The organism is Corynebacterium gottingense, assembly GCF_003693265.1.
GTDB lineage: Bacteria > Actinomycetota > Actinomycetes > Mycobacteriales > Mycobacteriaceae > Corynebacterium > Corynebacterium gottingense.
In genome coordinates, this window is sequence record NZ_RDRE01000039.1 from 1 (window position 1) to 6,657 (window position 6,657).

A 6,657-nucleotide genomic window follows, 5' to 3' on the forward strand; every position below is an offset into this window, starting at 1 on the left:
GCGCTTGTACGGCATGCCTTCAAGAAACTTATCAACTGCTTGCTCCCGGATCTCACGGGGAAAATGCGCGGACATCAGAAACCCTCTCCGCCCCCGGGGACACTCCAACTATTTGTCCGCGGTCCCTCTTTGTCGCATCCTCGTCAACCAGTTCTCGTCATCTGGGTGTCGAGAGCGCTGTCCCCGCCGTCGCCGCGGGCTGGCCGCCCTGTTGCCCCGGCGAGCGCAGGCGCCCCTCCCTACAGCCCTACAGCGAGGACTCGCCGCGGCGCTCGTCGCGCCAGTCGAACAGCTTGCCCTGCAGCTTCTGGACGCCAAAGCCGACGAGCGAGCCGAGCAGCACGCCCACAACCATGCCGAGCAGCGGGAAATCCGAGAACAGCGCGCCGCCGGCGTAGCCGATGCCCACGGAGAGGATGGCCCAGACGATGACGCCGATCGTGTCGTAGATGACGAAGGCGAACCAGTTAAAGCGCACCGAGCCGAGCACGATCGTGGCTACCCAGCGGGCCCAGGGGATGAAGCGGGCGACGATGATGGTGGCGCCCGCGCCGCGGTTCATGTTGCGGCGCACCCAGAGGATCGCCTGCCCGGCCTTGGACTCCGCGTCGAGCCGCTCGACATAACCGATGAGGCGGCCGCCGAGGGCGAAGCAGATGTTGTCGCCGATAATGCCGCCAATGATCGCGGCGACGATCACGGCCGTCGCATCGGGCACGCCCTGCGAGCCGGCGAAGGCCCCGGCCAGGTTCAGCACGGACTCGGACGGGACGATCGGCGCGAGGGCGTCGGCGACGATGAGCACCGTGACGAGGGGGTAGAACATTGGGGTGCCCATGAGCATGTGGAGGAAGTTGATGAACGGATCGAACATCTCCATGGGGTTCCTCCTCTCAAAACGCCTGGTCACTGGCTTGCCGCAGCGGTGCGATGGGCGCGGCGCTGCCGTATGCTCCCCGCTACGATACGCGCATGCGCCGGGGACTGCGAGATCTCGGGTCTGCTACAAATGTTGGTGTTTGAGATTCGGCGTTTAGGCGCGCCCGCCGGGTGTGTGCATATACTGCGAGAAAGCGCATGTATCACATCAGTACATATATATAGGTGCGAATCGAGTAAATAGAGCGAGGTGTCACAAAGCGTGGCGGGAAACGGCAAAACCCTGGTCATCGTGGAGTCGGCGACGAAGGCGAAGAAGATCCAGAAGTACCTGGGCAACGACTACATCGTCGAGGCGTCCGTCGGCCACATCCGTGACCTGCCGGGCCGCGCCGCCGACATCCCCGCGAAGTACAAGAAGGAGCCGTGGGCGAAGCTGGGCGTGAACCCGGAGGCGGGATTCTCGCCGATCTACGTGGTCAGCCCGGACAAGAAGAAGAAGGTCGCTGACCTGCGCGCCAAGCTCAAGGAGTCGGACAAGCTGCTGCTCGCCACAGACCCCGACCGCGAGGGCGAGGCGATCGCGTGGCACCTGCTGGAGACGCTGAAGCCGAAGGTCCCGGTGGAGCGCATGGTGTTCAACGAGATTACCGAGTCCGCGATCCGCGAGGCCGCCGAAAACACCCGCGAGCTGGACATGGACCTGGTGGAGGCGCAGGAGACCCGCCGCATCCTGGACCGCCTGTACGGCTATGAGGTCTCGCCGGTGCTGTGGAAGAAGGTCATGCCGCGCCTGTCCGCCGGCCGCGTCCAGTCCGTGGCCACCCGCGTCATCGTGGAGCGGGAGCGTGAGCGCATGGCGTTCATCGCCGCCGAGTACTGGGACATCACCGCGTCACTGCTGCCGCAGCAGGGCGAGAAGACCGAGTTCGACGCGAAGCTGGCCACGCTCGACGGGCAGCGCGTGGCGCAGGGCCGCGACTTTGATGATCGGGGGCGGCTGAAGGGCGAGGCGGTGGTCGTCGATAAGCAAAAGGCCAATTCGCTTGCCGACGGCCTCCGCGACCGCCCCACGCGCGTCACCGCAGTGGAGGAAAAGCCGTACACCCGCCGCCCGCACGCGCCGTTTATGACCTCGACCCTGCAGCAGGAAGCAGGGCGCAAGCTGCACTTCACGTCCGCGCGCACGATGCGCATCGCGCAGCGCCTGTACGAAAACGGCCACATTACGTATATGCGTACGGACTCGACCTCCCTGTCCAAGCAGGGCCTGCAGGCCGCGCGCTCCGCGGCAACCGAACTGTACGGCGACAGCTTCGTCTCCAAGTCCCCGCGCACCTACGACCGTAAGGTGAAGAACTCGCAGGAGGCGCACGAGGCGATCCGCCCCGCCGGTGAGCGCTTCGCCACCCCCGGCCAGCTCGGCGGGTCGCTGGACGCGGAGGAGTTCAAGCTCTACGAGCTGATCTGGCAGCGCACCGTGGCCTCGCAGATGGCGGACGCGCGCGGCAACTCCACCAAGGTCACCGTCGCCGGCGAGGCGGAAAGCGGCGAGCGCGCCGAGTTCACCGCCACCGGCCGCACCATTACCTTCCCGGGCTGGCTGCGCGCGTACTCCGACACCAACGACAAGGAGACGCACCTGCCGCAGCTGGCCAAGGGCGACGTGTTGGACGCGACGAAGCTCAGCGCCGACGAGCACACCACCAACCCGCCGTCGCGCTACAACGAGGCCAGCCTGGTCAAAAAGATGGAGGACCTGGGCATCGGCCGCCCGTCCACCTACGCCAGCATCATCAAGACCATCCAGGACCGCGGCTACGTGGTTACCCGCGGCAACGCGCTCGTGCCCACCTGGGTGGCGTTCTCCGTCATCGGGCTCATGGAGAACAACTTCGACGCGCTGGTGGACTACGACTTCACCTCCTCCATGGAGGACGAGCTGGACGAGATCGCGCACGGCAACGAGGACCGCACCGAGTGGCTCACCGGCTTCTACTTCGGCGACGCCGAGGCGGACGAGAACATGGCCGAGGCCGTCGCGCGCCGCGGCGGGCTCAAACACATCATCGAGGCCAACCTGGAAAGCATCGACGCGCGCCAGGTGAACTCGCTCAAGCTCTTCGAGGACGCCGAGGGTCGCGACATCAACGTGCGCGTCGGCCGCTACGGTCCCTACATCGAGCGCCAGGTGGGCGTGACCGCCGACGGCGAGCCGGACTACCAGCGCGCCAACCTGCCGGAGGCCTCCACCCCGGACGGCATCACGCTCGACATGGCGGAGAAGCTCTTCGCCACCCCGCAGTCCGGCCGCGAGCTGGGGGAGAACCCGGCCAACGGCCGCACCGTGGTGGCCAAGGAGGGCCGCTACGGCCCGTACGTCACCGAGCTTGTGCGTGACGACGAGCGCGCCACCGCCGAGGCCCACGCCGAGGAGGTCATCGCGGCCGAGCGCGCCGAGGAGGACGCCCAGCGCGCCGAAGAAGGCAAGCGCAAGAAGAACTGGGAGACCAAGACGGCGGCGAAGCAGAAAGAAAAGCGCCTGGCCGAATTGGTGGACGAGCAACTCAAGCCCGCCACGGCGTCCCTGTTCCAGGACATGGAGCCGGCATCGGTCACGCTCGAAGAAGCGCTGAAGCTGCTGAGCCTCCCGCGCGAGGTGGGCACGGACCCGGCAGACGGCGAGGTCATCACCGCGCAGAACGGCCGCTACGGCCCGTACCTGAAGAAGGGTACGGACTCGCGTTCCCTGGCCAGCGAGGACCAAATCTTCAGCATCACCCTCGACGAAGCCCGCCGCATCTACGCGGAGCCGAAGCGCCGCGGCCGCGCCGCCGCGAAGCCACCGCTGAAGATGCTGGGCGACAACGACGTCTCCGGCAAACCCATGACCATCAAGGACGGCCGTTTCGGCCCGTACGTCACCGACGGCGAGACCAACGCGTCGCTGCAGCGCGGCGACACCCCGGAGACGGTCACCGACCAGCGCGCAAATGAGCTGCTCTCCGCCCGCCGCGCCCGCGAGGCCGAAGAGGGCCCGAAGAAGGCAACCAAGAAGAAGGTCACGAAGAAGAAGGCCACCAAGAAGAAGGCGACTAAGCGCGCGAAGAAGACGGTGAAGAAGCCCACGCAGACCACCAAGCGCGTGGTCAAGGCCGGCTCCAGGAAGAAGTAAATGTTCACCCGCACGCTCCGGGGCGCCGAAGCGCTTGTCGACGCCCTGCTTCCCCACACCAACCCCATCCCAGCCCGCCTCGCGTGGGCCGGGTGCGCGGACGCCGCCGGCATCGCACACCTCGCCGGTTCACGCAGGGCTGCGCGTGTTGCCGAGCCGGCCTCCCGCGTCGCGCTCGCCGCGGTGCCGCTGCACCGGGAGGGCGGACGCGGCGCTGCCTCCGGCGCCGACGCTGTCCTGACCTGCGCCGTCCTGGCCTCCGCCGTCGCCGTCTTCGAGCAGCACCGCGCCCCGACGCGCCCGTCGGCGCTCGGCGTTGCGGCCCTGGTCGGCGCGCAGGCCGGCTATATCCCGCGGCTCGTGCAGCGCGGCGCGACGGTGGGGAAGCGCGGCGCCGCTGCGGCCGCTGGCGTCGTCGCCGCTGGTGGTGTGGTCGCGGCCCGGGCGGACCGCCGCTTGCTGCCCGCCACGCTGATCGGCGGCGCGGCCGTGGTGGCGACGGCCGCGCTGGCGAACGACCCGGCCTTCCGCGCCGACGCGAACGCGACCACCATCGACCCGGCCCGCGAGGGGTTAAGCCACGGCGCGAACCTCCTTGTTGCCGCCGAGGGGCTGCGCCTGCTCACCAACTCCGGCCTGGCTGCCCGGGTGTGCCGCGCCGCGGGCTTCCCGGCGTGGCTTGGTGAGCGCGGCACGCGCGCCGCGGTCTCCTGGGCGGGGTCGATCGGCCAGCTGCTGCTCGTCCACGGGCTCACTGCGCCGGACCGACAGTGACAGATTTGCTCGGCGCGGGGGAGCCGGGAGGGGGCGACCTGGGGGAATAGGGCTGGGTGCGGGAAATTTTACGCACTCTCGTCATTTGTGGGGCCCAGCAGCCCCCAAGCAACAACCTGCCTAGTACTGGTCCGCCATGGTGGAGCGCACTGGGCGCGCCAGCTGCGTCATCTTGTTACGGCCGCGCAGCTCGACCGACTTCATGAGGGTCCAGCGCTGCTGCTCGACCTCGTTGGCGGCGCGCAGGGTCGACGCGTTGGTGAGTACCCGGCCCTGGACGCCCTTGGCCAGCTCGGTGAGGCGGGCGGCGGCGTTGACGGCGTCGCCAATCACGGTGTACTCGAAGCGGTCGTGGCCGCCGATGTGGCCCGCCACGACGTGGCCGGAGGCGACGCCCACGCCGGCTTCGAGCTCCAGCCCGCCGAGCTCCTGGCGGAGTTCCCGGGCTGCTTGGAGGGCGTGCGAGGTGGCGTCGTGAAGCGAAACTGGGGCCCCGAAGACGGCGAGCGCCGCATCGCCCTGGAACTTGTTGATCACGCCCTTGTTGCGGTGGACGACCTCGACGACGATTTCGAAGAACTTGTTCAGCGCCGCGACGACCTCCTCGGGGGTGTGGTCGACGGCAAAGGTGGTGGAGCCGACGACGTCGACAAACACGACGGCGACCTTGCGGTCCTCGCCGCCCAGCTCCGGCTTTTCCTCGAGTGCCTTCTGGGCGACCTCGCTGCCCACGTAGCGGCCGAAGATGTCGCGGACGCGCTGGCGTTCGCGCAAGCCCCGCATCATCTCGTTGAACCCGGCCTGGAGGACGCCGATTTCGGAGCCGTCGTAAATGTCCACCTGCGTATTCGTCTCGCCGCGGCGCACGCTGTTGATGGCGTCCTGCAGCTCCTTGATTGGGTCGACCACGCTCATGATCACAAACGCGGTGCCGAACGCGCCCGTGACCAGGGCGGAGATGGCGAGCGCGAAGACGGCTGGCCCGAGCTCGCCCGGGGTATCGGTGAAGAAGCCGCGCGCCTGCGCAACGAAGAGCAGGACGATGCCCAGAATCGGCACCGCGGAGGTGGTGAACCACGTCATGTACAGGCGCTGCTTGATCGGCGGCTCCAGCGTGGAGTCCTCGAAGCGGCGCGCGAGCGCGGTGGCGGCGATCGGCCGCACGAGGCGCTCAGCCTGCAGGTAGGTGAGCACGGCGGTAACGAAGCAGGCCATGGAGGTCGCGATGAAAATGACCAGCGCAAACGGGCCGCTCGTGCGCGCGGTGATCACGGCGAGGATGGCGATACCGATGAGCCACACCACCACCACGATCATCGTCTGCAACACCGGCAGACGAAGCACCAGGTGGCGCACCATGTTTGGGTCGTGGTCCTCGGGGCTTCGCTGCCATTCCAGCACGGGCCGGAAGAGGAAGAACGTGACCACCATGCCCACGATCACGGCGAACACCACGTACACCAGCCCGATCAGGCCGAGCGTGGAGCTGTGCAGCGCCAGTTCATCGGTCTCCGGCATGGGGATGAAGTACCTGATGAACAACATGATTGCGGCGGCGCCGAGCACGTTGGTGCCAAGCACGGTTGCGGCGTACAGGGGCCATGAGGTGCCCCACACCCAACGCAGTCCGTGCCAGAATCTCTCCATGACCTATCACCTTAGCGTTCATCGTGGTTGTGGGGGCGAACTAGTAGGCTAGAGCTGTCATGTCTAGGGACTTTTTGGACAAGGAGTCCAGGAGGTTTTTGGACAGGATGTCTAGTAGCTTTTTGGACGCCTACAGCGGTGGAATAGCCGGATGGCTATTCCACTACACAAGCGCAGAAAGG

General features: G+C 67.4%; 4 protein-coding genes. 2 read left to right on the forward strand and 2 right to left on the reverse strand.

The annotated features are described in order from the left end of the window. Window positions 1-247: 247 nt before the first annotated feature. A complete protein-coding gene (locus EAW56_RS10705; RefSeq protein WP_341867424.1) occupies window positions 248-880 on the reverse strand; it encodes a DedA family protein in 633 nt (210 codons plus the stop codon). 261 nt (window positions 881-1,141) lie between these two features. Between EAW56_RS10705 and topA the strand changes: the two genes are divergently transcribed. Both topA and EAW56_RS10715 read left to right on the forward strand, forming a co-directional pair. Next, a complete protein-coding gene (gene topA, locus EAW56_RS10710) occupies window positions 1,142-4,054 on the forward strand; it encodes a type I DNA topoisomerase (RefSeq protein ID WP_167457430.1) in 2,913 nt (970 codons plus the stop codon). Continuing rightward, the gene (locus EAW56_RS10715; RefSeq protein WP_122086513.1) at window positions 4,055-4,828 is read left to right on the forward strand and encodes a hypothetical protein; all 774 of its coding nucleotides are present in this window, start codon (window positions 4,055-4,057) and stop codon (window positions 4,826-4,828) included. A gap of 120 nt (window positions 4,829-4,948) precedes the next feature. On the opposite strand, the gene EAW56_RS10720 is transcribed toward EAW56_RS10715, so the two are convergent. Beyond that, on the reverse strand, window positions 4,949-6,475 hold the full coding sequence (locus tag EAW56_RS10720; RefSeq protein WP_095553289.1) for an adenylate/guanylate cyclase domain-containing protein: 1,527 nt from the start codon (window positions 6,473-6,475) through the stop codon (window positions 4,949-4,951). Window positions 6,476-6,657 lie beyond the last annotated feature (182 nt).

What these genes read in the sequence shown, in the direction of transcription:
- EAW56_RS10720 (WP_095553289.1), bottom strand. Translation starts at nt 6,475, where the DNA reads ATGGAGAGATTCTGGCACGGACTGCGTTGGGTGTGGGGCACCTCATGG.
- EAW56_RS10715 (WP_122086513.1), top strand. Translation starts at nt 4,055, where the DNA reads ATGTTCACCCGCACGCTCCGGGGCGCCGAAGCGCTTGTCGACGCCCTG.
- EAW56_RS10705 (WP_341867424.1), bottom strand. Translation starts at nt 880, where the DNA reads ATGGAGATGTTCGATCCGTTCATCAACTTCCTCCACATGCTCATGGGC.